The organism is Ferdinandcohnia sp. Marseille-Q9671, assembly GCF_976954385.1.
The window spans coordinates 696902-721913 of record NZ_CDRJTA010000001.1 but is presented as its reverse complement, the minus strand read 5'-3'; the positions used below and the strand labels follow the sequence as shown (position 1 = coordinate 721913).

Here is a 25012-nt window from a genome sequence, read left to right as displayed (position 1 = left end):
GAAGAACAAATTGAATCAAAAGGGATTTACCCTCGTTGAAATGTTAATTGTATTGTTAGTTGTATCAATTTTACTGTTAATAACAGTTCCAAATGTAACAAAACATAATTCTGTGATAAAGGAAAAAGGCTGTGATGCCTTGATAAAAATGGTTGAGGCACAGGTCCAAGCTTATGAATTAGATACGAATGAGAAAGTTACACAAGTTAGTCAAATAGTTACAGATGGATACTTAGAAGAAGTACCAAAATGTCCGAATGGAAATGCCATTACAATTGATGCCAATGGAGTTGTAGATGAAAGCCCTGGGACAAGTGGATGAGAAAGGCTTTACCTTAATTGAAGCGTTACTGGTCCTATCGGTTGTCATCATTATTTCCTCAATAAGTCTTCTACAGCTTAGGCCCCTCCACGAATCGAAAAAAATCGATCACTTTCTCGAACAGCTACAAAATGACATTTTCTATGCGCAACAATATGCAATCAGCCATAGTGAAACAACACAGCTGTATTTTAATGCGTCTCAATCTTATTATCGGGTTAATACGGGGATCTCAAATGAGGTAGTATTGTTTCGAAAGATTGATACTTCCATAACTGTTCAATACACAACATTAGGAACAACCCTTGTGTTTACTAAAAGTGGAAATATACAACGTGCTGGTGAGATTCGTTTTCGTAGTAAAGGAGACACCTATAAAGTGACATTCCAGATTGGAAAGGGTAGATTCTATGTTCAAAAAATGTAACCGTGGATTCACTATGGTAGAAATGCTACTTTCTGTGTCGGTATGGTTTTTGTTATGTGCAACACTTCTTCCACAGTTAATGCTACTTATGATGGAACGGAGAAACACAGAAATCTTTAATAATGGAAATCAACTACTTTCAGAGGAACTTCAAAAAGCATACAATGGGGACGTTTTAATATTAAATGATACGGTGGAGCGGGACGGAGTAACATATAAATTTTCAAAAGAGTATAATGATGAACTTGAAAAATGGAAGCTTTGTATAAGCTGGGAGGACAAGCTTTCAAAATCTATTGAAAGATGTGGGTATATAAATGGTGAGAAATGAAAGGGGCTTTACATTAGTAGAAATGCTTGTAACTTTTTCAATGATGCTTGTGATTCTTTCTTTTATTTCCCCATTTCTTAGTGTTTTATTTCGAAGTAATGACGAACAGTTCAATCAGCTAGAATGGCAAATATTCATTCAGCAAATGAAAATGGAGATACGGGAAGCAAAGGAGATCACTGTTTCAACGAATCATTCAGTATCTTTTGTAAATGCAGCGGGCGATATAGTCAGTTTTGAGAAATATACCGATAAAATGAGAAGAAGAGTAAATCGAAAAGGGCATGAGGTATTACTTCAAAATATTTCGTCTGTTACATTCGAGTTGAAAACAAATGGCTACTTGATATCGGTTTTAACTGTTGATGGGGATAACTATCAAGCAATTGTATCAGCTCTTTTGAGAGTGGAGGGGAAGGAAGTATGAAAAATGAACATGGCTTTATCCTTCCCGTAACACTTGCGATTTCGTTTTTGTTTTTTCTTGTTTTTACGTTTCAAGTCAATGCGTATCTAACGGAAAAATCTTTTTCAAAGGAAACGGAAGAAATAATGATATTAGAAAACCTCATGCAGCTTGGAATAGGGGACATTCGAAAAGAACTTGAAGACGAAGTAGAAAGTTTTGAACGTAGCGGTTTTTTTACCTATCCGAATGGTACGATTACTTATAATATAGCTTCTTTAACCCCCATAAACTCCAAGGTTACAATGACTTGTACCACAAAAGGAAAACGAAAATATAGTGCTCGGTTTGAGTACAATTATGAGACAAAAGAGATGGATTCCTGGATTGAAATTAGGTAGCTTTCTAGGAAAGTAACGAAATAATAATTGCAAAAACGGTGCAACTTTTCTATAATTTAGAAAACTCGGTGGACGTGTAAGTGGGGTGTAGAGGAATGAAGGCAATTTACCTAACAGGATTCATGGGAGCAGGAAAAACAACGATTGGTCAAAAGCTAGGAGAGTTATTGAAACTTCAAGTGATTGATGTTGACCAATATATTGAAGAAAAAGTGGGAAAAAGGATTGCAGAAATCTTTTCAGTAGATGGTGAGCAAACATTTAGAGGCTATGAACGCTCTTATTTACGGGAGATTCCAACAGATAATATCATCATTACAACTGGTGGAGGAATCGTGATACAGGAGCAAAACCGGAAGTGGATGCTGGAAAATGGACATGTGATTTTTCTATACTGTGAGATTGAGAAGATCTTCGAGCGGGTCCAGACTGACCCAACGAGACCATTATTTGACGCAGTTCGTAAGGAAAATACAATCAAACTTTATAATGATCGAATGCCTTTATACAATGAGGCACATTATATAATTGATACAACGGATAAAAATCTCAACGAAATTGTGAACAATATCGTTTCAAGGTTACATTTAAAAAAAGGTGGAAATAATAACTACTAAGTATTTAAAGGTGGGAGTTATTATGTCTACAAACGATTATGTGAAATTTGTAACCCAACAGTTTGTAAAGTTTATAGACCAGCCAAAGGAAGTTAGAAAAGCTACAAAACAGCAGCGTAAGGAAGAGCTGCCACCATTAACAAATCGGTGGTTCGGAATTTTACCGCTTGCAGTAACACTCATGTTCAAAAAGAATAACAAAAAAGGAGAGAGCTAACAGCTTTTGATATGCTCCCCTTTATGTAGACAGATTAAAAAATAAAAATCTGACTACTAAAGGGGAGTATTTTTTATGTCCAAAAGAGCTTTCACTGTAGAGCATAAGCTCGAGGTCTTAAAAGCGTGGGAGGAAGGTACATATTCATTAAGGGAACTTGCTAAGAAGTATAAGGTGAATGTGTCTTCTATTCTGGAGTGGAAATATAAATTCGATAAATACGGAACCGAAGGTCTCGAAGAATCATCAACTTGGAAACAATATACTAGGGTATTAAAACTTTCTGCAGTAAAGGATTATCTTTCAGGTAATTATTCAATACGTGAAGTTGTTAGAAAATATGAAATATCAAGTGATTCTGTCCTCATTAAGTGGATTAATAAGTATAATAGTCATAGAGATTTAAAGGATACGTCGAAAGGAAGGACGAGCTCTATGACTAAAGGGAGAAAAACTACTTGGGTTGAACGGATAGAAATAGTAATGGATTGTTTAGGGAACGGAAAAGAGTATCAAAGAACAGCTGATACCTATGAGGTCTCTTATCAACAGGTATACCAGTGGGTTAAGAAGTATGAGAATGGCGGAGATGAAGCGCTGAAGGATAAGCGTGGAAGGAAAAAAGAAGAAGCGGAATTAACCTCAGAAAAGATTATGCAGCTTCAGATGAAAAAGTTAGAAAGAGAAAATGAACGCTTACGTGCGGAGAATTTATTCTTAAAAAAGTTAGAGGAGATCGAAAGGAGGCGGAAGTAGGCCAATTACGATTTGAAGACAAATACATCGCAATTCAAGAACTTCATGCACAAGAAGGCTTGAGTATTATCTTACTTTGTGAAATCGCTGTTATTTCACGAGCTGCTTACTATAAGTGGTTGAAACGTAAACCATCTGAGCGTGAACTTCAGAATGAAGAAATAATTAATGAGATAAAAGCTCTTCATGAAAAAGTGGAAGGCATCTATGGTTACCGTAGAATGATGATGACCATAAATCGAAAACTCGGGAAAAAATTCAACCACAAACGCTTCTATAGACTGATGAAAGTGACCGGAATAAAGTCTGTTATTCGTAAAAAGAAGAAACATTATAAGCGCTCAACCCCTCAACATGTGACGGAAAACGTATTAAACCGTGAATTTTCTGCAGAAAAACCAAATCAAAAATGGGTAACGGATGTAACAGAATTCAAATATGGTTCGTCAAAGAAAGCTTATTTAAGTGCCATTCGAGACCTATATGATGGATCGATTGTTAGTTATGTTTTGGGACATTCAAATAATAATAACCTTGTATTTAAAACCCTGGATAAAGCAACAAAGCTATTGGACGAGGATCGTCCACTTATTCATAGTGACCGTGGATTCCAATACACCTCTCATGGGTTCAAACGCAGGATAGATAAAGCGAAGATGACACAAAGCATGTCACGAGTAGGCAGATGTATTGATAATGGGCCAATCGAATCTTTCTGGGGAACACTCAAATGCGAGAAGTATTATTTACATAAGTATGGGACGTTTGAAGATTTGTCTAAAGCAATAGATGAGTATATCCATTTCTATAATCACAACAGATATCAAAAACGACTAAACGGCCTCAGCCCTATGGAATATAGAGCTAAAGCCGCTTAGGTCATTTTTATTATTTCCGCTGTCTACTTGACAGGGGGCAGTTCATTTTGTTGTTAGCTCTCTTTTTGGAAATTAATACCAGTATCCTCCGCCGCCATACGGATAGTATGGATTATATGGCGGGCGTCCATATGGATAGCCATAGCCACCATACCCACCACCATAGAAATACGGATTGAGCAGAGTACTTCCCACAAGTCCTCCTACTAAGCCACCAATTAGGGGTCCACCCCAATATGGGCGTCTTGGTCTGCCATAGCCATATGGTCTTCTATAAGGTCCCATCTACTTACCTCCTGTTTCTTTGATATCCTTCTTTAAAGGAGTTACGATTAAACACGGTCTATATTTCTTTTTCCGCGTATACTACAGTGGGCTAGAACACTTACCTCGTTGCTCAGCAACAAAAGCTTTCTCCTTATTCTCGCCTCACTAACATGGATATGTAACTATAGGCAAGAAGTAGTGGGCGTTTGTCTACCTTTTCCAAATTTATTTATTTCACATAAAGTTCATAGCTTTTTTGTTACTATTCACTTCTATAAACTAGTATGATAGAGTAATAGGTACTTACAAAGGATGTCAAAAAGTCCGGTGAAAATGACACTTCGAATTTCTTTGTTGGCTTGCTTTTCCGTTCCTCACGTATTAATACCATACGCTCCGGTACTCAAAGCTGCGCCGCGAACTTTCGACGCACAGGATGTGCTAGTGTCGACAAGTCATAAGGACGTGGCGATTTTGTCGACGTGGTCCTTTTCATCCTCCTTTTTGAACTCTTATTTATATTAGGAGTGACAGGTAATGAATTTACACAAAGAAAAAATTGTTGATCAGCTGAATAGGCCGTTACGTGATTTGCGTATTTCTGTCACAGATCAATGCAATTTCCGTTGCTCTTATTGTATGCCAAAGGAAATTTTTGGAGATGATTACCAATTCTTGAAGAATGATGAATTATTATCCTTTTCTGAGATAGAGGCTTTGACAAAAAGCTTTGTCAAACTAGGTGTGCAAAAGATTCGTTTAACTGGCGGTGAGCCGCTAGTAAGAAAAAATGTTCATGAACTTGTAGAGCGTCTACATAATATAGAGGGTGTGGTAGACATTGCCCTCACGACAAACGGAGTATTTTTACCGAAATATGCAAAACAACTGAAGGAAGCAGGGCTACAGCGCGTGAATGTAAGCCTTGATGCAATAGACAATGATGTCTTCAAGGGAATGAATGGTCGATCGGTTGGTGTAAAACCAGTCCTAGCGGGTATCGAGGCAGCACAAGCAGCTGGGTTACATGTAAAAATGAACATGGTTGTCCAAAAAGGGAAAAATGAATCACAAATTTTGCCTATGGCGCGCTATTTTAAGGACAAGGGAATAACCCTACGTTTCATTGAGTTTATGGATGTGGGGACAACGAATGGATGGAATTTTGACCAAGTTGTATCTAGCAAAACTATTCACGATATGATTCATGAGGAAATGCCTTTGGAACCGGTAGATGCAGATTATTTTGGAGAGGTTGCCAAAAGATATCGCTATGTCGGTACTGATGTGGAAATAGGTTTCATTTCTTCTGTGACAGAGTCGTTTTGCTCAAGCTGCACTAGAGCTAGAATTTCAGCGGATGGAAAGCTTTATACTTGTTTATTCGCAACAAGCGGTCATGACTTACGAAAATTGATCCGTTCTGAAGCTGACGAGCGTGAAGTTGACGAGGCTTTACAATCGATTTGGCAGGCTAGACGTGATCGTTATTCTGATGAAAGAACAGAAGAAACCGCGAAGAAACGCAATAAAATTGAAATGTCATATATTGGTGGGTAAAACAAAAGAGGTGCTACGAAAAGCACCTCTTTTGTTTCAGAGATTAGAAAATATTTAAGTTAGTACTTAGTTTTTATGTTAGCTCCTGAAGCAATCGGCTCGAGGTCACAAGCCAATCACTTCTGAAGGCGAAAACGCCTTCAGACAGTGCTTGTCGCCGATGGGCAGGAGGCTTGCTCTTTTCTTGATCATGCAGTTGATTTCTCAGCTCTACCAGACCGAACTAACCAACGATGGATAGGAATTTCAATTAAGGTGATTACTAACGCAGTTAAAAGCGCTCCCCAAAGGGTTACTCGAGCTCCATCTAAAAATAAAGAAACGAAATAAACTACAAGTGCCGCTGTAACAAAGTCTGCAATATCTGTCATAACTGTTGTATTTCTTCTAAGCATCATTCTTTCCATTAAGTGACCTACAACCGCTAAAATCAAACCAATCACGATTGGTTGGTACCATGAAGCAAAATCAACACTTCCAAAAATACCTGAACATAAGGCTAGAACTAAAGGTAATACAATAATCTTCATTAAGAATCCAGTCATTGCATCACACCTCCTTTGTCGGTATTTTTTACATAAAAATAAAATATTATGTAACAGGACTAACGATCTGTTTCAACAACCGTGATGTTTCGTACTCTTTCTGTTTCTGTTTCAAACGTAATATTTACAAATGCACCAAATTCACGATTTCCTTGCTTCATCCAAAGCTTGAATCTCTCAACTGTCATCCTGTTCTTTTGTTGTTTACCTACGTGTAAGTAATCAATAATTTGTGCCTCTGGATAACGTTTTTGTGTTTCCTTCATTGCAAGTCTTCCCCATTTCGCATACTCTGGAGCCTGCTTTTGGGTTTCTGCAACAGCGACTGGGGAATCAGTCGTAAACATAATCGTCTGTGTCAAAAAGAAAGTTAAACAACATCCTAATAGAAGTTTTTGTAGCATGTCCTGCACCTCGCTTTTTTTATAGGATGCCCTTCGACAAGGAAATATTATGCAGTGGTCTGGAAATGTATGGTATTATAAAAAAATAGGGGGCCATGACTATGAAGAGCGTAGTAAAACGATATGGTGTTATCCTCGCTTTACTTGCACTAATTGGGTGTAGTAATAGCGAAAACACTACAGCTGTAAAAGCTGACGGTGTACTTAAACCAGTGAAACAAAGTGAAGAAAATACACAAATGACTACCTTACTTGGTTTTGATACTTTTTTTCTATATGAGCTTGAGGTTAAAAATACGGAAATGCTATACGTTACATTTTGGATAGAACATTACATAGATGGTGAAAAGCAGGAAAACATAGCAGAGGGAATGACCTCTGCAAGTGAAGAGATGACATTAGCAGCTTCAAAGTTGGATTTTGCACTAGAAGATGGAACAAAATATGTCCGTTGGAATTTAGGGATGACGGATGGTACATCCACTACCTCCATGGAAACTATACCTGAAGAAGTTGAGACATCAAATCTCGGAAGTGCGAGTACGTGGCTTGATGATAAAATAAATATAGAGGCAGAGAAACCCCAAGCGCTTGCTATTATCGTTAAAGATGGTTCAAAGGGTATGAGGGTTGGTATGGATGAGGAAGTTCTACAGAAAATAATAAAGGAAAATCATGAAGTGATTATTGTGAAAGCAATGATAACTAATAAAGAATTATAAGTTGAAAAGCGATCCTAAGGGTCGCTTTTTTGTGTAGTTGACTTGTATGATTTCTCTCTACTCCGCACATATTATCATTATGTGAAAGTTAGTATGTAGGAGGAGTATTATGAAGAAACGTTTAGTTATATTGGTAATTATGCTACTTAGTCTACTACTACTTGTCAGCTGTAAAGGCGATGACAAGGCGAAAGAACAAGCAAAGAAGGAAGATCCAAAAGCAACAAAAATTCAAGAAGCTGAAGAAGAAATCCTTACTCTCGGTTCCCTAGGTTTTACGACAGACGACCTTGTCCAGAACTGGAATGAAGCGCAAGCGGAAATGAAGGACTCTGACAAAATTGACCAGATAAATGTGAGAAATGGTGAATTTAAACACGATATCAACAATGGCATGATCCTCGAAGGTATTGTAAATGAAGCCACCAATGAAGTTGTTCGGCTATCGATTGTGAAGAAGGACATTGAATCAGACAATCTCAACACAACCTTAGACAAATATGAGGATACCATTGCAGCCTTCTTCTTATTAGTTGCCGTGACGAACACCGAAGAAGCCGTCAAAGAACAAGACATCGGAGTCACTACATATAAGTTGGGTCTCCTTCGCGACAAAGATAAAAAAATCAATGGAACCGCAACCCTAAACAACATTACGTATAAGGCTGAGGAAAACGAAAGAGGGCTAGTGTTGTCAGCGGTTGAGAAGAGGGATTAACGTAAAAAGCGACCCGACTTTGGGTCGCTTTAACTATGCGTTTTTTCTATGCTGGAAAAAAGCTTGTACTTCTTCAAATGTAATTCCTACGTTCTTTGCTTCAATAAGTAGTTGAAGCCATTCTAGATCTAGTGTTTCATTTACCTCAGTAAGTATCATAACTTCCCTCCATTAGTAGAAGTATTTCTCGATTCCTCTTTCTCATTTTGCCAATTTCGGAACTGAATAAATTGCTGAAACTCTCGAAAATCATCCTTACTTAATCCTTCATCAATCGCTCTTTGTAAAAGTGCCGTCCATTCACTATCAAGTTCGTCAACTTCATCTTCACCTAATAAATATTCAATACTGGTATCAAGTGTAACTGCGATCTTTGATAAGAATTGTAGGGAAGGATTCTTCTGCACATCCCGTTCTATATAACTTAAATACGATTTTGATACACCTGCACGCCTTGCCAGCTCAGTAATAGAAAGCTTTTTCTTTTTACGTAATTCCTTAACCCGGGAACCTATCATCTTCCTTCTCCTTAATAATGAAGTATTCTTAATATGTTCATTATAAGAGACGATTTGTTCTTTATAAAATTACAAAATAGTAAGAAAAAAAGAGATATTACGAGAAAACGAACGATAAACGTTCTTTATTGAGAAAAAACGGCTAATTTTGGGATTTTCAAAGTTAGTACTAATGACTTATACTCAGACTATCGAGTTCGTTACTAAGAACAATAACGAACGAAAATATCGAATTTTAAAAGGAAGTTGATGAATATGAAAAAGATATATTCCAACTTCGTTCTTAATATAATACATAAAGTAATGCGTTCACTGAAAAGAACGAAAGGAGTGAGCTCGATCAGAAAGACTAGAGTAAGAAAGTTTAGGAAAAGAAATTTCAAATTTAGTCTTTTGTTAAAATCCCTATCAATTGCATATCTGTGTTTACTTGTAACGACAATATCAACAAATGATACAAATGCGTTCTTAAGCCATACTGCTAATTCCAGTGCTGAGTTTAAGGCGCAGTGGGAACAAAATGAAAAACCTCCTAATAAACATGTGGATTCGGATAAGAGTTCCTTGGAGTTTAAGGGTCAAGGTGGGGCATGTAATGAGATAAATGCAACCATTATAAATGGTAAAGATTCTGGTCCAATGAAAGAAAAGTTAAAGTATGAGATCTTCTACATCAATAAAGGAAATCCAAAGAATGGCGAAATGATCTTCAGTGGTGAAATCAATCCCTTAACAAATGGTCAAGAGGTTCGTTTAACTTTTAAACCTGATAAAACTGGAAATTACATGTTTAAGGCATATCAACATAAAGACCACTCAGGAAAAGGAGAATTATGGAGTAAAGAAATACAGGTAAGCTGTGAAAATCCAGCTAAACCTAAAGAGAATATTCCCTCAACAAACACAGAAACAAAAGAAGAAAGTTCAACTCCTTCAATTAATAATAAGCAACAGGAAGAAAGCATACCTTCTACTGAAAAAGAAGTAGAAGAAGAGAATATAAAATCTGAAGACAATCCTACTGATAGTGAAATTGATTCAACTTCAAAGGGTGATGAAACTAAACAGGACATAAATGATTCAAAGGAATCACAAGAAAATGGAAAAACAAATGATGATCAAAATTAATAGAAAATGGTGATTCAAAATGAAAATAGGAATTTTAAAAAAGTGGATAAACAATGTTGTTTCAGTTTTATTAATAGCAGTAATTTTACTAATGGTATTTTTCTTAGTATCTTCTAAGATTTCAGGTGGAACTCCTAAAGTATTTGGAAAAGAACTTTTGACCGTATTATCCGGTTCAATGGAACCAGCTATTCAAACTGGTTCAATAATTGCCATTACACCAACTGAAGATTCAACTATATATAAAGAAGGCGATGTAATAACCTATAGATCACTTGATGACCCAAATGTACTAATAACTCACAGGATTATGGAAGTTCAAGAAGTGGATTCATCTATTCAATATATTACTAAAGGAGATAACAATGATGCTAAGGACACATCTCCAATCCCTTCGAGTAATGTTGTTGGAGAATATACAGATTTTACAATACCATTCGTAGGTTATATCTTAGATTTTGTTAAATCAAAAATTGGAACTGTATTAGTTATTATCGTACCTGGAATTCTATTAATTGGATATGCAGCATTCTCTGTTTGGAGAGCGATAGCTAGTATGGAAGATTCTGAACCCGAGTCAACAGAACAAACCAAGATTTGACCATTCTCATAAACTATGAGAATTCAAATATATTTTTTAGCACCTCTACATAATGAGGAAAATCAAAGGAGGAAGAAAAATGAGTATTAAAAAGAAAATTGGTGGAGCAGTAATAGCAACAGCATTAGGTGCATCTTTATTAGCTGGTGGGTCTTACGCACTATTTACCGCAGAAGCATCAAACAGTGGTAACACATTCACAGCAGGTACAGTTGTGATAGATGACTTAAATGACCCGTCTATTACAACAACAAAGTATTTTAACAATTTAGCACCTGGGGATTCAGAAAGCTTTAAGGTGAAAATTAAAAATACAGGAAACTTAGATGCATGGGTTAAAGTTAAGGATATTGTTGGAACAGGAGCTTTATTTGAAGGTACCTCTCCACTGTCTATTACTGATAACACTGGTGTAATTGAAATTGAAGCTGGCAAAACTAAAGAATTTAGTTTTACTTATAATTTCCCTGAAAATGCTGATAATACGTATCAAAAAGCAACAGGAGAATTAGCAATTAATTTCCAAGCTGTTCAATTAAGAAATAATGATAACGATTCCGGCCCTATTTCATGGGAGTAATACTAGAAAATTTTTGAAGGTATAATCAACTATTTTTAATAATTATTGGAGGGAATATAAATGTTAAATAAGAAAAAATTAGCTACGATTGCTACAGCTGGAATTTTATCAGTAGGATTACTTGCAGGTGGAGCAACATATGCATTATTTACAGGGCAAACTTCAAATGATCAAAATGAGGTTGTTGCAGGTAGTTTAGAATTAAGTACTCATCGTCATGATATTCCAATTGAAGGACCAATGTTTTATATAAATGATAATGGTAAAGGGATGGCTGGAACAGGTGTATGGGCTCCATTAGATTCACATACTAGAGCGATGTTTATTACAAATAATGGTTCATTGGATGGTAAATTAACAAAATTGTTTGCTGTCCCTGAAGGAACAGATGCAGAAAAGGATAGTGCACAAGCATTTGCAGAACAATCCCTTGTAACTGCAGCAGTATTCCAATTGCCTGGAAAAACTGCACTTGATGCTACATTATTAAAAGAATTAAATGAATGGTTTGATGATGAATATAAAGAGTATAGAAAATCAAATCCTGCCACTGCTAAAGATATAGCAGACTTAGTTGCAGAATTAAGAACGTGGGCTTTAGAACTTGTTTATAATGAAGATACAGTTGCTAATGATTTAATAGAAGCTCTCTTAGGTGCAAAAGTAGTTGATGTTTATGTGGGTTCTTTAGAAGATATGATGGCAACAGATGGTGTAAATACAACTAGACAAGTGAAATTGCTATCAGGTGAAACGATGCATCTAGCGTATACAGTTGAATTATTAAATGATAAATATAACAACGGAACTTCACGTGGCTTTGACAATGATGACATTCAAGGTTTAACTGGTAAATTTACTTTTAAAACATTATTTGAACAAGTTCGTAATAACTAAATTATTAATTTAATAGAATAGACCGCTTTATATTTAGCGGTCTATTCTATAATAATTCATCTTTGTATATAAAGGTGGTACCGATAGATGAAGTTAATTAAAACTTATATATTACTTATGTTATGTATAGTTACTTTATCAACAATTTATTTACCAATTAACGAAACTAGTGCAACTCCAACTGATTTAAAAGTTAATATTTCAACTAACCCAAGTAATAGGTTTATAGATATTGAAAATATGGCACCTGGTGACATTGTTTCTAAGATTTTAGAGGTTAATAATAAAGGTAACATTGATTTTAACTATTATGTTTCAGCTATAAAAGAATCTGGTGACCAAAGACTCTTTGAACAACTCTGGATAAAAATTACCAACAATAATGAAGAAATCTATAATGGTAAATTAATCGAGTTACATGAGTGGGATATTGGAAAAATATTAAGTTTAAAAGGAGAGACCTTGCAGTTTTTATTTGAACTACCTCTTGATTCTAGTAATGAAAGTCAGGGGAAGTCAACGAAAGTTAAATTTAATTTCGTGGCAAATGGATTAGTAAGCGAAAATAATGAAGTACTTCCAGACACAGCAACTAACATTTCTAATTATTTAGCTATGGGAATAGCATTTATTATCGGAGGTGTTGCAATAATGGTCTTTCTAAAGAGAAAAAAAATAGAAAATAAAAAAATGACCTTGATTTGACCTAAAATTAAAATCAAGGTCTACTTTTTATACTTTTTGTTCTTTAGTGTGAACAACGAATTCATTATACAAAACAATTGAGTGAGGTTCACTATGAAACACATCTTCGTTTTCCTAGCAATCTTAAATCTATTAGACGCCTTCATTACGCATTTCGGGATTCATGGCGGCCATATCTCAGAAGCTAATCCATTAATGTTCACAGTTTACGATATCAATCCGCTCTTATTTCTTTCCATAAAATTATTACTTTCATTATTTTTAATTGCACTCATTTTTATCATTCGTTTCCCTGTGAGCAAGCTAATACGTTCATTATCCTATGTAGCCTCTGCCTTATACATTTATGTCTTTTTCCTCCATGGCTATTGGATCGCTCAGATTATCTAAAAATGGAGGAGTTCAAATGTACATGAAAACCTGTCCAACATGTCATCAACCATCCTTTAGCAGCAGTAAGCTAGGTGAATGGAACTGCCCAATTTGCAACAATGATCTTTCTAGCCTTAGTGCTCGAGATGCCGCTGAAGTATTTCAGTCAACTTTATCAATGAAATATATAACTCCACCACAAACCGATTCCCACTACCATCCCACTTTTGAAACGTACATATAATAAAAAATGCTTCAGGCAACCAATGTGCCGAAGCATTTTTTTATTTATTATCCATTTTCCATTTATTAAATTCTAAGAAAGATTTAAATTCGTCTTTGGAAACTCCTGATTTCATTGCTTCTCGTACAAGCCTTGTCCATTCTGAATCAAGTTCTACATTTTCGGGTTCTGATGTTTCTTGAAACCATTCATTTAAAAAATTCATTGTTTGAATCTAAGTCAAAAAAATTTTAGCGATTTGTACTTAACAAAGAACATCTCGTACAGATAAATAGTGAATAAATCCTATAAGTAAACATAATATATAGTGAGTAAAAAAGGTAATTTTATAAATAAATGAATGTTATGTTCGTCGAGCTAAGAGTAATGGCTAATACAATATCGATCATAAAAAGCAAAAGTACATTTAGCATGGATTAATATAATAATTAAATCAGTATATTTGTTAAAAAGAACAACAATGGGAGTGCAACAATAATTTTCCAAATTGAATAGATTATATTTTTTTGCACAGTTGTTCTTTATCAAAAACAAAACATACCTTTTAAAGATTTATTGGTGATGTCTCCTTATCAATAACAATGGAGATACTCGGTCATGCTGTGGGTTGAAATACCTTAGACGCAAGTCGTCGTTAGTGTGGTGTGAGGGTGGGTTAAATGCCCGAATTACTATTCTAAATATTTTACTTAATCTGTTTTACTTAAGACATATCAAGTAAACTATTTAACAATATTTAAATAACACTTTAAAAGAGCATCCACTTAGAAAATTAGAGACAAATAAAGGGGGGATAGGGTTGACATATCGTCAAAGAATTTCTTTGTTTTTCATAATTGATTCTTTAATTGTATTATCTTGTATCTTTTATAGTCGATTTCTAGTGGACGCTACATTTTCTGTTTTTACTACATCAACAGTGATTATATCTATTTCATTACTTTTAAGCCATCATTTATTTGCTTATACTCTCAAACTTTATAAAAAGTCATGGGAGTATGCAAGTGTAGGAGAATTGGTTAGTATTTTTAAGGCAATTACATTGTCAATCATTACTGCAGCGATTGCTCAGCAACTTATAAATCAAGAGATATTTTATCGATTAATGATGGTCACCTGGATGCTCCACCTAATTCTAATCGGTGGATCTCGTTTTTGCTGGAGAATATTCCGGGGTACATATATCAAAAAGAATGATAAAAGAAAACGAACTTTAATTATTGGTGCAGGATCAGCTGGTACGATGGTAGCAAGACAGTTAAAACATAATCAAGATTCCGAGTTATATACCGTAGGGTTCATCGATGATAATCCTAACAAGCATAATCTAGATATTTTAGGCATTCCCGTATTAGGCGGTATAGATATGATTGAGCAGATTGTAAAGGAAAAAAACATAATGAATATCATTATAGCTATCCCATCTTTAAGTAAAAGAAAACTTAATATTATTTTTCAGGAATGTGCGAAAACAAAAGCGAAAACACAAATTCTACCGATGTTGGAGGATTTAATTACTGGCAAGGTATCTGTTAACCAGTTTCGAGATGTCCAGGTAGAAGATTTATTAGGAAGAGATCCAGTTGAACTAGATATTGAAAGTATTTCAGAATATATCACAAACAAAGTAGTACTCGTTACTGGAGCGGGTGGATCAATAGGATCTGAGATTTGTAGGCAAATTGCAAATTTTAATCCGAAGCAGTTGGTTTTATTAGGACATGGAGAAAACAGTATCTATGTGATTGAACTAGAATTATCGGAGGCATTCCAATCTTCGAATATTGAAATAATAACAGTAATTGCTGATGTTCAAGATAAGCAAAAGATGATGGCGGTAATGGGGACTTACCGACCAAATGTAGTTTATCATGCAGCAGCACATAAGCATGTACCCTTAATGGAACGAAACCCTGAAGAAGCGATTAAAAATAATATAATCGGAACAAAGAACGTGGCAGAAGCAGCTAGTTGGTATAACGTAAATACATTTGTTATGGTTTCCACTGATAAAGCAGTAAACCCAACGAGTGTAATGGGTGCATCAAAAAAACTGACGGAAATGATTGTTCAAGAAATGGATAAACATAGTGATACAAAGTTTGTTGCTGTTCGCTTCGGGAATGTCTTAGGCAGTCGAGGAAGTGTTATTCCTCTATTTAAAGGTCAGATAGAAAAAGGTGGACCAGTGACAGTGACGCACCCAGACATGGTGCGTTATTTTATGACGATTCCCGAGGCCTCAAGATTAGTAATACAAGCAGGAGCCCTTGCAAAAGGTGGAGAAATCTTTGTATTGGATATGGGTGAACCAGTAAAAATTATTGACTTGGCCCATAATTTAATCAGGCTATCTGGTTATTCTATTGAGGAAATTGGAGTTAAATTTTCTGGTATAAGGCCAGGAGAAAAATTATATGAAGAGCTTTTGAAAGAAAATGAGGTTCATGAACAACAGGTTTATCCGAATATTTATGTTGGAAAAACGACAGAACTTTATATTCAGGAGATAGAAAAAATCATTTTAACTTATCCTAATATGACAAAACAAGAACTAAGGGATGAACTGCTACTAATAGCTAATCGCTCATCTTCACCACAGTCAGTAATGACGAGTACTGGGTAGAGGTTGAACATTTTTTATACGAGTAGAAAGAAGGTGACGTGTTTGGGGCATGAAATCTCCCAGAAAAAAATTTATCTATCAGCACCACATTTAAGTGGAAATGAACAAAAATATATTGATGAGGCTATTAAAACGAATTGGGTCGCACCTGTAGGACAAAATATTGATGCTTTTGAACAAGGAATGGCAAGTTATGTTGGAGTCAATGAAGCTGTTGCGGTTAGTTCAGGAACTGCAGCCATTCATTTGGCTCTTTCTTTATTAGGAGTAGGAGTAGGGGATAAAGTCTTCTGCTCAAGTCTTACGTTTGTGGCAAGTGCTAATCCCATTATTTATCAAGGTGCAGAACCGGTATTTATTGATTCAGAGCCTGACTCATGGAATATGTCACCTCAGGCATTAGAAAGAGCACTACAAGATGCATTCTTTGAAAACAAGCTTCCGAAGGCAATAATTGTTGTGCATCTATATGGTCAAAGTGCAAAAATGGATGAAATATTTGCGTTAAGTAATAAATATGGAGTGCCAATTATAGAGGATGCTGCTGAATCATTAGGAACCATCTATAAAGGTAAGGCAAGTGGAACTTTCGGTATATTTGGCATTTATTCTTTTAATGGAAATAAAATAATTACAACATCTGGCGGGGGTATGCTTATATGCCATGACAGTGAGCTTGCAGCAAAAGCAAGATTCCTAGCCACTCAAGCCAAGGATCTAGCTCTTCATTATCAACATAGTCAAATGGGATTCAATTATCGAATGAGTAATATTTTAGCTGGGATTGGAAGAGGGCAATTAGAAGTATTAAAGGAACGAGTCTCAGCTAGGAGAGCTGTATTTAAGCGATACTACGAGAAATTAAGAGACATAAAGGGAATTACTTTTATGGAAGAACTGAAGGATACTCAATCAAATCGATGGTTAACCACGCTATTAATTAATGAAGAAGAAACAGGATTTTCATCAAAAACCTTACTAGAGTTACTTGCGCAAAAGAATATTGAGGCGCGCCCTGTCTGGAAACCACTTCACCTACAACCACTTTTTAAAGGAACAAAGTATTATCCACATAGTGACGTAAGTGTTTCAGAGAGATTATTTCATATGGGAATTTGTCTTCCTTCTGGATCAAATTTAACAGAGGAGGATCAAATGAGAGTCATACATTGTATCGAAAATGCAGTTAGACGAAAATTATATAGTTAAAGTAGGGATGGTGTAACGAGGGGTGTGGATTATTCATTAGATGTAACCAGTAGCCGAAGAAAGACAGATGTATTCATAACGGTATTATTATTTTTTATTGCTATTTTTTTAAACCATTCAAATGAAATGTTTGGTGTAAACATGTCATTAGCAGATTTATTTTGTTTTACCTTATTCGTTTTTCTCATAGTTAAAAATAATTTGGTCGTACCAACGATTCCAACTATCTTTTTCCTGCTTGTTTCAATTATTGTTTTACTGACATCGACCTTGTTTATACCTTATAAATACATGTTCTATCCAGAAGCAATAGGAATTATGAGTAATTATCTAAAACTGGTTGCCATCTATTTATATTTTATTATTGGATATAATGTCATGTGTTTTTTTGACATAAAATCTTTTATTAAGTGGTACACTTTTTTTGGTATTTTCATTGGAGGTTTAGGCGTTTTATTAACACTTTTTAAAATACGGATCTTTTCCTCCCTCTTATTCTATGGTGATTTTAGATTTAGAGGGCTTTTGATCGACCCTAATTTTTATGCAGTTATACAAATAACTACATTCGTATATATAAGTAGGTCAAAGGAAATACAGAATAAATACAAGTGGCTTGTATTTATTCTTATTTTACTTGCTGTCATTGCATCTGGTTCTAAAACAGGGATGATAACCCTTTTTTGTTATATGATTTTTAGAACTTTCGAGTATATTTTTCTTTTAAAGAAAGAATCTGTTTCATTGATATCACAATTTTTTTTGATTGTGCTGATTTTAATCATTGCACCCTATGGTTTATCTGTACTACAAAGTATTAGTAATGAAATAGCATCAAGTATGCCATCGTTTGCAAGGATTAATTTACTCTTAACTAATTTTAGTGATGCTATATCAGAAAATGGATCCGGCAGAGATACCACTTGGCAAGTGGCATTACAGATTATTCAGCTTTCCCCATTACTGGGAATTGGGATAGGAACCTATTCGGATATAGCGTTTCAACTGTTTAAATCAGATAGTATTGCACATAATACATATTTACAAGTAGCCTCTGAATGGGGGATTCCATTAGCATTTACTTTGTTTTCTTATATCTTTATTATGATTGGAAAAGCAACCAATCTGCAGAAGCCTAATTCCGAAACAAACATGATATTAAGGGATATTATCATTATTCTCTTAATTGGATCAATGGCGATTTCGTTAAATAATGCAAGAGGGCTTTGGTTATTTTTAGGTGCACTTGTAGCTTCTCTTACTCTTGAAAGGGTAAAAGGTACTTATAAAAATCCTATCAAGTAAAGGAAATATACTTCTTAAGCACATCTATCTCAATGATAATTTTAGTTACCTATTTAAAAGACAAATCAAACTTCTTGTTTGATTTGTCTTTTTTAATGGGGGGCAAAGGAGGAAAAGATGAAAGACATATTCAGTCTGAAAGAATTAGTAATCGTTTTGAAAAAGCGTTGGATAATGATTGTTTCCATTACTATTTTAGCAGTGGCATCAAGCGGACTTATTACGTATTTTTTATTAACACCGCTCTTTCAATCTTCCACTTTACTGTTAGTAAATCAATCAAAAGAGGAAGGTGATATGTATACATCTAATGAGATTCGTACCAACATGGATCTCATTAATACATACAATGTCATTATTACCTCATCAAGAATTTTAGAAGGAGTTGTAAAGGAACTATCCTTAGATCAAACAGCAAAGACATTACGTAAAAGGGTAGGCGTAGAAAGTGAAGGGAACTCACAGGTAATCTCTATTCGCGTTAAAGATGAAAATCCTGAACTTGCTATGCAAATAGCAAATACAATGGCAGAAGTTTTTCAAAGAGAAATAACTGAAATTATGAATGTTAACAATGTTTCTATTCTAACAACAGCAGAGGTAGAAGTTGATCCCGTGAGTCCAAATTTTTTCCTAAATATTGTAATTGGCTTTTTAGCAGGTTTAATGTTTTCGATTGGACTTTCCCTGTTAATTGAATTTCTCGACAATAAACTACGATCAGAGGAAGAAATTGATAGTATTTTAGGATTGCCGATTCTAGGATCGGTACCGGAAATTAGTGAAAAACAATGGAAAATAAACCCACGAGCTGCGGAGAATATTACTAATATTGCGATGAATACACAAATAGGAGAGGGTGAGAACATTGGGTCGTAAACGCAAAAGAAAAGAACGAGTAATGGAAAGTAATCGTAGTTTAATCTCCCATTATAGGTCAAGATCACCAATTTCCGAACGATATCGAGCCATTCGAACCAGTATTCAGTTTGCTAGTTTAGAAAAAGAAATACGTATGATTACGGTAACGTCAGCTTCTCCAGGTGAAGGAAAATCTACGACCGCATCGAATTTAGCAATTGTGTTAGCACAGCAGGATCATAATGTATTGTTAGTGGATATGGATATGAGGAAGCCAACATGCCATTCTACTTTTCGAGTTGAAAATCAATCAGGGTTAACAAATGTTTTATTTAATCTAGCTAAATTATCTGAAGTGGTTCATAAAACGGCCGTTCCCAACTTATCATTGTTAACAAGTGGTCCTATTCCACCCAACCCTGCGGAATTGTTAAGTAGGAATAGAATGGATTGGGTATTAAATGAGGCGCGTTTAGAGTATGACTATATTATCCTTGATACACCTCCTATTCTCACCGTTACGGATGCACAAATTGTCGCACAAAAAAGCGATGGTGTTGTTCTTGTAATAAGTAATGGTAAAACAACAAAAGAAAGTGCTGCTAAAGCAAAAGAACTTTTGCTAAAGGCGAGAGCGAACATATTGGGAGTTATATTAAATCGTAAAGAGAAGAAATTTAATAAAAAGGACAGTTATTATTATGGGACAAAATAATAACTTGAAAAAAAGGAGTCACTTTTATATATGAAGATTTTATATGTTGCAACAATCGCCAGTACGATCAATGATTTTTTTATTCCGCATATAAAATTTCTATTAGACAAAGGGAATGTGGTGGGAATAGCTTGTAACAAAGTACATGACATTAGCCCAAAATTGCTGGAGTTAGGGTGTGAAATTCATCCTATTACATTTCAAAGAAATCCACTAGATCTTGAGAATGTTAGTGCCTACAAACAGATACATAGAGTGGTAGCTGAGGAAGGATATGAACTATTACATGTTCACACCCCTGTTGCCTCTTTTATTACCCGCATGGCTTGTAGAAATATACAAAATGTCAAAATCCTTTATACAGCCCACGGGTTTCATTTTTTTAAAGGAGCTCCAATGAAAAACTGGGCTTTATACTACACCTTAGAAAAAATGGCTGCCAGATGGACGGATGGATTAATAACGATGAATGATGAGGATTATTTATCTGCTAAAAAATTGAAGCTACGAAAAGAGCATTCAATCTTCAAAGTAAATGGTATAGGACTTGATTTACAAAAGTTTGTACCACAAACATTTGAAAAGAAAAATAAGCTCCGCTACCAGTATGGCTTTAGTGATGAAGATTTTATCTTAATATATGTTGGAGAACTTAGTTACCGTAAGCACCAGGACCTTATAATTAAGGCAGTTGGCAGGCTAAAAGGAAGTATTCCAAATTTAAAATTATTAGTAGTTGGTTCAGGAAGTAAATCAATAGAGTATAAGGAGTTGACCAAAAGCCTCGATATAGAAAGAAATGTTGCCTTTTTAGGGTACAGGGAAGATATTCCGCAATTAATGGCACTTTCTGATATTGCAGTTTCAACATCTAGACAAGAAGGTCTACCGGTAAATGTGATGGAAGCAATGGCGACTGGGCTACCTCTAGTTGTTACGAATTGTAGAGGGAATCGAGACTTAGTTATTCATGATTTAAACGGTTATGTTGTTGATACAGATGATGTGCATGGTTGTGCTTCATCAATTGAAAGACTTTACAAATCAGCGGAAATACAACAAAGGTTTTCAACAAAAAACAAAGATCTAATTCACTTATATTCTATTGAGGTTGTAATTAACGATATGAATAAAATATACGAGAAACAGGGGCTACAGTGTGAAGAGAGGCTAAAATTAATACGATAGGATTTGCTTTATTGTGAAAAAAACAATTATTTTAGTTATGTTATTGAGCCTATTATCAAAAGGGATAGGATTTTTACGTGATATTATTCTTGCTTATTTTTATGGAGCCTCTTCCATAAGTGATGCTTTTCTTATATCGCTAGTCATACCTAGTGTCATCTTTGGTTTCATAGGAATAGGGGTATCTTCTGCATATATCCCAATGTATAGTAATATTGAAAGCAAGTTAGGTGTCAAAGAAGGAGATAAATTTACGAATTATTTAATAAACCTTATGCTTGTTTTTACCACCTTTTTATGTTTAATCTGTTTACTATTTACTGAGCCCTTAGTAAAAATTTTTGCGTCTGGATTTGATGGAGAAACTATAGAATTAGCGACATCATTCACAAGGGTTACAGTATTAAGTATGTATTTTTCCGGCCTTATATATATTTTTAGTGGGTATCTACAAATAAAAGGTAATCATATTGCACCAAGTCTTATGGGATTACCATTGAATTTTGCTTTAATCTTGGCAATTGTATTAAGTTCTTACATTCAAATATCGATCCTGCCTTTCGGTAAAGTACTGGGTGCTTTTTTACAATTTTTATTTTTACTCTTTTTTGTTTATCAAAAAGATTTCTCCTACAAACCGATATTAAATGTAAAAAACGATCATCTAAAGAGGATGGTCGTTTTAGCTTTTCCAATCATATTAGGTTCATCTGTTGAACAAATTAATAAACTTGTAGACAGAACAATAGCGTCAAATATAGCTATTGGAGGTATTTCAGCCCTTAACTATGCAAACCAGCTTAATTTATTTGTCCAAGGAATTTTCGTTTCATCAATAGCCGCAGTATTTTACCCGGTCATTTCAAAAATGGCGGCAAATGATAATGTTTTAGGTTTGAGAAAGGCATTATCACAAACTATGGTTGTGATTAGTGTGCTACTTGTTCCAGTGACAATGGGTAGTGTTATTTTCGCTCAACCAATTGTAGAGCTTTTATTTGGCCGAGGTGCATTTACGAAACAAGCAATTGATATGACCTCAACTGCCTTGTTTTACTACTCTATTGGAATGATTGCATTTGGTCTTAGAGATGTCTTAACAAAAGCATTTTATTCTCTAAAAGACTCACGAACCCCAATGATTAATTCTGCTCTAACCGTTATTTTAAACATAGTCCTAAATATTGTTTTATCAAAGTTTCTAGGTATAGGTGGGTTAGCACTGGCAACAAGTATATCAGCAAGTGTTTGTACAATTCTTTTATTTATTAGTCTAGGAAAAAAGATTGGCTTTTTTGAATTTAAAAACATGACTATGTCATTTTTGAAAATCATTTGTAGTTCTGTCATTATGGGATTCATTGCAAAATTTTCCTATGTAATGCTAGGTCAAATATTTCATATACAATTGTCGCTATTGATCTCAATATTGGTAGGTGCTATTGCTTATTGTTTAATCATGTACTTTATGAAAATAAAAGAAGTTGATGACTTTATTAAGGGTATAAAGAGAGTGATTGAAAAATCTCTCTAGTATATCAAATTTTTTACGAAAATCATTGTGGAGATCTAGAAAAAACGAAGTAGTGGAAATTGGAGTGGGTTACATGAAAAGGATATTTGATTTGTTAATCGCTTCGCTTGTTTTAATTTTGTTTTGTCCGATCATTTTCATCACTGCAATTCTAGTTAAATTAAAACTTGGCTCACCTATTCTATTTAAGCAGGAACGCCCAGGTTATAATGGGAAGTCCTTTGTACTATATAAGTTTAGAACAATGACCGAAGAGAGGGATAAAAATGGTGAAGATTTACCAGATTATTTAAGATTATCTCCAATTGGGAATTTCATTAGAAAGTATAGTTTAGATGAATTGCCTCAATTGATTAATGTTGTAAAAGGAGATATGAGTTTAGTCGGACCTAGACCACTATTGTTGGAATATATTCCCATGTATTCACCTTTTCAAGCAAGGCGTCATGAAGTAAAACCAGGTATAACAGGTTGGGCTCAGGTTAATGGAAGAAACGCAATTAGCTGGGAAAAAAGATTTGAATTAGACGTATGGTATGTGGAACATCAATCTTTCCTCCTGGATATTAGAATTATTTTAATGACTTTAAAAAGACTGATTAAGCCAGAAGGTATCAACCAAGATAGTCATGCTACTATGTCGGATTTTAAGGGTAGCCAAAATAAGACAGGTAATTTGTAGAAATGAATAGAGGGTGAGAAGATTGCTTCTAGACTTTAAAAGAGTTGAAGAATTGGAGAGAAAATATGGAACCTCCTTTTTTCTACTGGATGTTCAAAAGCTAAGGGAAAACTATAGAAAAATAGAGTATGCATTTAAAAGTCGATATCAAAACTTCATTATAGGTTATTCATACAAGACTAACTATCTTCCCTATTTATGTAAGGAATTATCCAAAATAGGGGCCTATGCTGAAGTGGTATCTCGGTTAGAGTACGATTTAGCACTAAAAATCGGTGTAGATCCAAAGTCTATTATATTTAATGGACCTATAAAAAACATGAATGATATAAATTTAGCCTTTGAAAATGAAAGCATTCTAAATATTGATTCGTTGTATGAAGTAGACTTAATCAAAGAGTATTGTGCTGCTAATGAAAATAAACAAATAAAAGTAGGGTTGAGGGCTAATTTTTCACTTTCAAAAGGCGGCGAAAGTCCACTTCAGGAAGGTTATGAGACGAGCAGATTTGGTATTTGCGTTGAAAATGGAAATTTTGAATATGTAATAAACGAATTGAAGATGATCAGCAATGTAAAAATTACCGGATTACATGGTCATTTTTCCACAAAAACAAGAAGCGTTGAAACATATCAAACGATTACAAAGAAACTATGTGATTTAGTTATACAATATATACCTGATACAGTGGAGTATATTGATATTGGGGGAGGAATATATGGTGAACTCCCTCAATCCTTTCGAGTCAATGCACCAGGATTTGAGGATTATGCTGAAGCCATATGTTTAATTGTCAATGAAGAATTTAAACATTTTGTTAAGAAGCCTTTTTTAGTATTAGAACCAGGTATTTCAATGGTTGCTAATACTTTTCTTTTTATAACAAAGGTAATAGATGTAAAAAAGGTGAATAATACAAACTTTGTTTTAGTGGACGGTAGTGTTCATAACATTAAGCCTACTATGCATAAAAGAAATCTTCCAATGCAGACTGTAAAAGCTATCGAAAATTTCACAGAAGATGGAATTTATCAAATAGTTGGTTATACATGTATGGAAAAGGACTATCTTGCACACGACATTGCTGGTGAAGTGCCTAGCCGTAACGATTATTTTATCTTTGAAAATGTTGGCGCCTATACGATAGTTTTTAATCCCCCATTTATTAAAGAAAGACCAGCTATTATTGCTTATGATGGGAAAAAAACATTTATTGTAAGAAAAAAAGAAACAATTAAGGAATTCTTTAATGAGGATATATACTGCTTTTAAAAG

General features: G+C 34.7%; 33 protein-coding genes. 27 read left to right on the top strand and 6 right to left on the bottom strand.

Annotated elements, in window-relative coordinates; genetic code table 11:
• Positions 1 to 10: 10 nt before the first annotated feature.
• From comGC to ACWNMY_RS03810, 8 genes are all read left to right on the top strand, one after another.
• Positions 11 to 322, top strand: a complete 312-nt coding sequence (gene comGC, locus ACWNMY_RS03845; protein ID WP_449538378.1) for a competence type IV pilus major pilin ComGC — start codon at positions 11 to 13, stop codon at positions 320 to 322.
• Positions 297 to 749 (top strand): competence type IV pilus minor pilin ComGD, encoded by a 453-nt coding sequence (gene comGD, locus ACWNMY_RS03840; protein ID WP_449536962.1) that lies wholly within the window; start codon positions 297 to 299, stop codon positions 747 to 749. The genes comGC and comGD overlap by 26 nt, the downstream gene beginning before the upstream one ends.
• The gene (locus ACWNMY_RS03835; protein ID WP_449536961.1) at positions 733 to 1080 is read left to right on the top strand and encodes a hypothetical protein; all 348 of its coding nucleotides are present in this window, start codon (positions 733 to 735) and stop codon (positions 1078 to 1080) included. The genes comGD and ACWNMY_RS03835 overlap by 17 nt, the downstream gene beginning before the upstream one ends.
• On the top strand, positions 1067 to 1507 hold the full coding sequence (gene comGF / locus ACWNMY_RS03830) for a competence type IV pilus minor pilin ComGF (RefSeq protein WP_449536960.1): 441 nt from the start codon (positions 1067 to 1069) through the stop codon (positions 1505 to 1507). Before ACWNMY_RS03835 ends, comGF begins: the two co-directional genes overlap by 14 nt.
• Positions 1504 to 1887 (top strand): competence type IV pilus minor pilin ComGG, encoded by a 384-nt coding sequence (comGG, locus tag ACWNMY_RS03825; RefSeq protein WP_449536959.1) that lies wholly within the window; start codon positions 1504 to 1506, stop codon positions 1885 to 1887. Before comGF ends, comGG begins: the two co-directional genes overlap by 4 nt.
• A 95-nt stretch (positions 1888 to 1982) precedes the next feature.
• Positions 1983 to 2504 carry a shikimate kinase gene (locus ACWNMY_RS03820; RefSeq protein ID WP_449536958.1) on the top strand — a complete coding sequence of 174 codons (522 nt, stop codon included), beginning with the start codon at positions 1983 to 1985 and terminating at the stop codon, positions 2502 to 2504.
• 22 nt (positions 2505 to 2526) lie between these two features.
• Entirely contained in the window at positions 2527 to 2721 is a 195-nt protein-coding gene (locus tag ACWNMY_RS03815; protein ID WP_449536957.1) for a YqzE family protein, read from the top strand.
• A gap of 75 nt (positions 2722 to 2796) precedes the next feature.
• Positions 2797 to 4355, top strand: a protein-coding gene (locus tag ACWNMY_RS03810) for an IS3 family transposase (RefSeq protein WP_449536956.1) whose coding sequence is annotated in 2 segments (ribosomal slippage) — positions 2797 to 3439 and positions 3439 to 4355 — 1560 coding nt in all. Because the reading frame shifts where the segments join, the coding sequence is not laid out codon by codon here.
• Positions 4356 to 4427: 72 nt separating this feature from the next.
• Here the strand turns inward: ACWNMY_RS03810 and ACWNMY_RS03805 are convergent.
• Positions 4428 to 4640 (bottom strand): hypothetical protein, encoded by a 213-nt coding sequence (locus ACWNMY_RS03805; RefSeq protein WP_449536955.1) that lies wholly within the window; start codon positions 4638 to 4640, stop codon positions 4428 to 4430.
• A gap of 519 nt (positions 4641 to 5159) precedes the next feature.
• Here ACWNMY_RS03805 and moaA point away from each other — a divergent pair.
• Positions 5160 to 6182 (top strand): GTP 3',8-cyclase MoaA, encoded by a 1023-nt coding sequence (gene moaA, locus ACWNMY_RS03800; RefSeq protein WP_449536954.1) that lies wholly within the window; start codon positions 5160 to 5162, stop codon positions 6180 to 6182.
• A 188-nt stretch (positions 6183 to 6370) separates the two neighbouring features.
• Here the strand turns inward: moaA and ACWNMY_RS03795 are convergent, their stop codons facing one another.
• Positions 6371 to 6727 (bottom strand): DUF2512 family protein, encoded by a 357-nt coding sequence (locus tag ACWNMY_RS03795; RefSeq protein ID WP_449536953.1) that lies wholly within the window; start codon positions 6725 to 6727, stop codon positions 6371 to 6373.
• 59 nt (positions 6728 to 6786) lie between these two features.
• Positions 6787 to 7131 carry a YqzG/YhdC family protein gene (locus ACWNMY_RS03790; RefSeq protein WP_449536952.1) on the bottom strand — a complete coding sequence of 115 codons (345 nt, stop codon included), beginning with the start codon at positions 7129 to 7131 and terminating at the stop codon, positions 6787 to 6789.
• 101 nt (positions 7132 to 7232) lie between these two features.
• Between ACWNMY_RS03790 and ACWNMY_RS03785 the strand changes: the two genes are divergently transcribed.
• Together ACWNMY_RS03785 and ACWNMY_RS03780 are read left to right on the top strand one after the other, a co-directional pair.
• Positions 7233 to 7853 (top strand): hypothetical protein, encoded by a 621-nt coding sequence (locus ACWNMY_RS03785; RefSeq protein WP_449536951.1) that lies wholly within the window; start codon positions 7233 to 7235, stop codon positions 7851 to 7853.
• Positions 7854 to 7962: 109 nt separating this feature from the next.
• A complete protein-coding gene (locus ACWNMY_RS03780) occupies positions 7963 to 8571 on the top strand; it encodes a hypothetical protein (RefSeq protein ID WP_449536950.1) in 609 nt (202 codons plus the stop codon).
• A gap of 33 nt (positions 8572 to 8604) precedes the next feature.
• On the opposite strand, the gene ACWNMY_RS03775 is transcribed toward ACWNMY_RS03780, so the two are convergent.
• A complete protein-coding gene (locus ACWNMY_RS03775; RefSeq protein ID WP_449536949.1) occupies positions 8605 to 8730 on the bottom strand; it encodes an anti-repressor SinI family protein in 126 nt (41 codons plus the stop codon).
• A complete protein-coding gene (locus tag ACWNMY_RS03770) occupies positions 8727 to 9089 on the bottom strand; it encodes a helix-turn-helix domain-containing protein (RefSeq protein WP_449536948.1) in 363 nt (120 codons plus the stop codon). The genes ACWNMY_RS03775 and ACWNMY_RS03770 overlap by 4 nt, the downstream gene beginning before the upstream one ends.
• 255 nt (positions 9090 to 9344) lie before the next feature.
• On the opposite strand from ACWNMY_RS03770, the gene tapA reads away from it, so the two are divergent.
• From tapA to ACWNMY_RS03735, 7 genes are all read left to right on the top strand, one after another.
• Positions 9345 to 10217, top strand: coding sequence for an amyloid fiber anchoring/assembly protein TapA (gene tapA / locus ACWNMY_RS03765; protein ID WP_449536947.1), 873 nt, complete (start codon positions 9345 to 9347; stop codon positions 10215 to 10217).
• A 19-nt stretch (positions 10218 to 10236) separates the two neighbouring features.
• On the top strand, positions 10237 to 10818 hold the full coding sequence (gene sipW / locus ACWNMY_RS03760) for a signal peptidase I SipW (RefSeq protein ID WP_449536946.1): 582 nt from the start codon (positions 10237 to 10239) through the stop codon (positions 10816 to 10818).
• A 79-nt stretch (positions 10819 to 10897) separates the two neighbouring features.
• Positions 10898 to 11398 carry a TasA family protein gene (locus ACWNMY_RS03755; RefSeq protein WP_449536945.1) on the top strand — a complete coding sequence of 167 codons (501 nt, stop codon included), beginning with the start codon at positions 10898 to 10900 and terminating at the stop codon, positions 11396 to 11398.
• Positions 11399 to 11458: 60 nt separating this feature from the next.
• Positions 11459 to 12295 (top strand): TasA family protein, encoded by an 837-nt coding sequence (locus tag ACWNMY_RS03750; protein WP_449536944.1) that lies wholly within the window; start codon positions 11459 to 11461, stop codon positions 12293 to 12295.
• 87 nt (positions 12296 to 12382) lie between these two features.
• Positions 12383 to 13000, top strand: coding sequence for a TasA family protein (locus tag ACWNMY_RS03745; protein WP_449536943.1), 618 nt, complete (start codon positions 12383 to 12385; stop codon positions 12998 to 13000).
• A gap of 93 nt (positions 13001 to 13093) precedes the next feature.
• Positions 13094 to 13390, top strand: a complete 297-nt coding sequence (locus ACWNMY_RS03740; RefSeq protein WP_449536942.1) for a DUF5658 family protein — start codon at positions 13094 to 13096, stop codon at positions 13388 to 13390.
• A 16-nt stretch (positions 13391 to 13406) separates the two neighbouring features.
• Positions 13407 to 13616 carry a hypothetical protein gene (locus ACWNMY_RS03735; protein WP_449536941.1) on the top strand — a complete coding sequence of 70 codons (210 nt, stop codon included), beginning with the start codon at positions 13407 to 13409 and terminating at the stop codon, positions 13614 to 13616.
• Positions 13617 to 13656: 40 nt separating this feature from the next.
• Here ACWNMY_RS03735 and ACWNMY_RS03730 read toward each other — a convergent pair whose 3' ends face one another.
• Complete coding sequence (locus tag ACWNMY_RS03730; RefSeq protein ID WP_449536940.1) at positions 13657 to 13821, bottom strand: anti-repressor SinI family protein; 165 nt, start codon at positions 13819 to 13821, stop codon at positions 13657 to 13659.
• 594 nt (positions 13822 to 14415) lie between these two features.
• Here ACWNMY_RS03730 and ACWNMY_RS03725 point away from each other — a divergent pair.
• The 9 genes from ACWNMY_RS03725 to ACWNMY_RS03685 all read left to right on the top strand — a co-directional run bounded on the left by ACWNMY_RS03725 (position 14416) and on the right by ACWNMY_RS03685 (position 25009).
• Complete coding sequence (locus tag ACWNMY_RS03725; protein ID WP_449536939.1) at positions 14416 to 16242, top strand: polysaccharide biosynthesis protein; 1827 nt, start codon at positions 14416 to 14418, stop codon at positions 16240 to 16242.
• A 42-nt stretch (positions 16243 to 16284) separates the two neighbouring features.
• Complete coding sequence (locus ACWNMY_RS03720) at positions 16285 to 17451, top strand: aminotransferase class I/II-fold pyridoxal phosphate-dependent enzyme (protein WP_449536938.1); 1167 nt, start codon at positions 16285 to 16287, stop codon at positions 17449 to 17451.
• Positions 17452 to 17475: 24 nt separating this feature from the next.
• Complete coding sequence (locus ACWNMY_RS03715; protein ID WP_449536937.1) at positions 17476 to 18756, top strand: O-antigen ligase family protein; 1281 nt, start codon at positions 17476 to 17478, stop codon at positions 18754 to 18756.
• 117 nt (positions 18757 to 18873) lie between these two features.
• Positions 18874 to 19635, top strand: coding sequence for a YveK family protein (locus ACWNMY_RS03710; protein ID WP_449536936.1), 762 nt, complete (start codon positions 18874 to 18876; stop codon positions 19633 to 19635).
• Complete coding sequence (locus ACWNMY_RS03705) at positions 19625 to 20332, top strand: CpsD/CapB family tyrosine-protein kinase (RefSeq protein WP_449536935.1); 708 nt, start codon at positions 19625 to 19627, stop codon at positions 20330 to 20332. The genes ACWNMY_RS03710 and ACWNMY_RS03705 overlap by 11 nt, the downstream gene beginning before the upstream one ends.
• Positions 20333 to 20362: 30 nt before the next feature.
• Positions 20363 to 21520, top strand: a complete 1158-nt coding sequence (locus tag ACWNMY_RS03700; protein WP_449536934.1) for a glycosyltransferase family 4 protein — start codon at positions 20363 to 20365, stop codon at positions 21518 to 21520.
• A 13-nt stretch (positions 21521 to 21533) separates the two neighbouring features.
• Positions 21534 to 23054, top strand: a complete 1521-nt coding sequence (gene murJ / locus ACWNMY_RS03695) for a murein biosynthesis integral membrane protein MurJ (RefSeq protein ID WP_449536933.1) — start codon at positions 21534 to 21536, stop codon at positions 23052 to 23054.
• A 73-nt stretch (positions 23055 to 23127) separates the two neighbouring features.
• Positions 23128 to 23736 (top strand): sugar transferase, encoded by a 609-nt coding sequence (locus tag ACWNMY_RS03690; protein ID WP_449536932.1) that lies wholly within the window; start codon positions 23128 to 23130, stop codon positions 23734 to 23736.
• A gap of 52 nt (positions 23737 to 23788) precedes the next feature.
• The gene (locus ACWNMY_RS03685) at positions 23789 to 25009 is read left to right on the top strand and encodes a diaminopimelate decarboxylase (protein ID WP_449536931.1); all 1221 of its coding nucleotides are present in this window, start codon (positions 23789 to 23791) and stop codon (positions 25007 to 25009) included.
• Positions 25010 to 25012 lie beyond the last annotated feature (3 nt).